Consider the following 2,612-nt stretch of genomic DNA (forward strand, 5'->3'; position numbering starts at 1 on the left):
CGAGCCAGTCGGCCAGTTCATCTTCCAGCAGGTGGTGGTGCAGGTGGTGGCCGCTGACCAGATGGGCCGCGCCGCTGCCGAAGCCGGCCTGATCATCGGCGCACACGGCGGCGCGTATGTCCGAGTCTTCCGTCAGGCCCAGATAGTCGTTGGCGGCAAAGTTGATGACCTGGCGGCCGTTGAGCTGAATGTGCGTGCCCACTGGCGAGGTGACCAGCGGAGGCGTGCGCCACAGGTCGGCGGCCTGCTGCGCCGCCAGCCTGTCCCGCAACCGCTGGCGCAGGGTCACGGTCAGGCCACCTCCGCGCCGTCGTCCAGGTGGGCCTTGGCGCTGTGCTGCATCTTCAGCCCCAGCTTGTCGAACAGGGCGCGGTCGCGGTCGGCTTCCGGGTTGTCGGTGGTCAGCAGCTTGTCACCGTAGAAGATGGAGTTGGCCCCGGCCATGAAGCACAGCGCCTGCGCCTCGTCCGACAGTTCCAGCCGCCCGGCGGACAGACGCACATAGGATTTGGGCATCATGATGCGCGCGGCGGCAATTACCCGCACCAGCTCGATGGGGTCGGTCTTGCCGCGCATTTCGGCCAGCGGTGTGCCTTCGATGGGCACCAGCAGGTTGATGGGCACCGAGTCGGGGTGAGGGGTGAGGTTGGCGAAGGTGCGCAACAGCTCCGCCCGGTCTTCCGGCTTCTCCCCCATGCCGATGATGCCGCCGGAGCAGACGTGAATGCCCGCCTGCTGCACCCGTTTGATGGTATCGAGCCGATCCTGATAAGTGCGGGTAGTGATGATCTTGGGGTAGTAGGCCTCGGAGGTGTCCAGATTGTGATTGTAGTAGTCCAGTCCCGCCTCCTTGAGCTGCTGCACCTGCTCGTCGTCCAGCATGCCGAGGGTCATGCAGGTTTCCAAGCCCAGCGCCTTGACCACCCTGACCATCTCCAGCACCACGGGAAAATCCTTCTTGGACGGGCTGCGCCAGGCGGCCCCCATGCACAGGCGGGTGGCCCCCTTTTCCTTGGCCTGCATGGCCTTGTCCAGCACCTCCTGCACGGCGAGCATCTTCTCCTTTTCCAGCCCGGTGTTGTAGCGGGCGGACTGAGCGCAGTAGGCGCAATCTTCGGCGCAGCCGCCGGATTTGATGTTCACCAGCGTGCTCACCTGAATCTCGTTGGGATCGAAATGCTGGCGGTGAATGCGCTGCGCCTCGAACAGCAGGTCATTGAGCGGCATGTCCAGCAGCACCTGCGCCTCGTCGCGCGTCCAGTCGTGTCGAATCTCGCCCAGTTCGGCCATTTGATGTACCCTTGAATGCGTGTCTGACCGCATTTTAACAGGGGCCTCCCCCATTTTTACGGGATCGGTTTTTTCCGCAGCCATGAAAACGGCCCGAAAACCCATGCTCCAGTGGCTCAACAGGCTGGAACGGACACTTTTTCCACCCCGCTGCGCACTGAATGCGGGGCCGGCCAGCCGTTTTGACCTGGCCGATGCGCTGGTGGCACAGTTGCGCCCGGTGCTGGACACGCCCCACTGCCCCCGCTGTGCCACCAACACGCCCGACGGCCACCTGTGCGCCGCCTGCCTGAACACCCCGCCCGCCTTTGACCAAGTGCTGGCCGCCTGGTGGCTGGATGACACGCTGAAAACCCTTCTGCATCGCATGAAATACGGCCGCCGCCCCGATTTCCGCCTCACCCGACTGCTGAGCGAACTGATGGCGGAACAGCTGCCCCGCTGGCAGCCTCGGGCGCAGGCTTTGCTGCCAGTGCCGCTGCACCACAACCGCCTGCGGGAGCGGGGCTTCAACCCCAGTGACTGGCTGGCACGGGATCTGGGTCGTCGCCTTGACCTGCCCGTCTTGCGCGGCGAACGGCTGCGGGACACGCCCCATCAGGCGCAGCTGAGCGGGCGGGCGCGGCGACGGAGCCTGAACGGAGCCTTTACCGCACCTGCCGCCGTGGCAGAGTTCGACACCCTCGCCATTGTGGATGACGTGCTCACCACCGGACACACGGCCCATGCGCTGGCGCAGGCGGTTAGAACCGTTCACCCCGATGCGGAGGTGGAAGTGTGGGTGCTGGCGCGCACGCCAGTGCTATAATTTCTCTATCATTTTCAACAACTTGATAAACGGAAACGATAATGACTCGCACTACCGATGACTGCAAACCGGTGCAACCGGTCTCACCCCACCACAACCACATCAAGCTGGACGATAGCGGCAACCAGCGCAAGGTGCTGATCGCCGCCATCATCACCAGCACCTACATGCTGGTGGAAATCATCGGCGGCTGGTGGGTCGGCTCGCTGGCGCTGATGGCCGACGGCGTACACATGCTCACCGACGCAGTGGCGCTGCTGATCGCCTGGTGGGGCTTCCATGTGGCCAGGCGCCCGCCGGACAGGGACTACACCTTCGGCTATCAGCGCTTTCAGATCATTACCGCCTTTCTCAACGCGGTATTCCTGCTGGTGATCGTGGCCGGCATCATCGCCTTCGCCATTGAGCGCTTCTTCAATCCCGAACCCATCCTGGGCAAGGAGATGATGATCATCGCCATCATCGGCCTGATCAACAATCTGGTGGTGTTTCTCATCCTGCACAGCGGTGACAA

General features: G+C 63.6%; 3 protein-coding genes and 1 pseudogene. 2 read left to right on the top strand and 2 right to left on the bottom strand.

The window, feature by feature from the left end:
• Together F8K16_RS07305 and bioB are read right to left on the bottom strand one after the other, a co-directional pair.
• Positions 1–289: pseudogene (locus F8K16_RS07305) on the bottom strand (8-amino-7-oxononanoate synthase); the annotation flags it as partial.
• A gap of 2 nt (positions 290–291) precedes the next feature.
• Positions 292–1,290 (bottom strand): biotin synthase BioB, encoded by a 999-nt coding sequence (gene bioB, locus F8K16_RS07310; RefSeq protein WP_294948780.1) that lies wholly within the window; start codon positions 1,288–1,290, stop codon positions 292–294.
• 82 nt (positions 1,291–1,372) lie between these two features.
• Between bioB and F8K16_RS07315 the strand changes: the two genes are divergently transcribed.
• Complete coding sequence (locus F8K16_RS07315) at positions 1,373–2,098, top strand: ComF family protein (RefSeq protein WP_294948782.1); 726 nt, start codon at positions 1,373–1,375, stop codon at positions 2,096–2,098.
• Positions 2,099–2,139: 41 nt separating this feature from the next.
• Positions 2,140–2,612: cation diffusion facilitator family transporter (locus tag F8K16_RS07320; protein ID WP_294948784.1), on the top strand; the 473-nt coding region annotated here is incomplete at its 3' end.

Source organism: Sulfurivirga sp., assembly GCF_015490265.1.
In the GTDB taxonomy this organism is placed as follows: Bacteria; Pseudomonadota; Gammaproteobacteria; order Thiomicrospirales; family Thiomicrospiraceae; genus Sulfurivirga.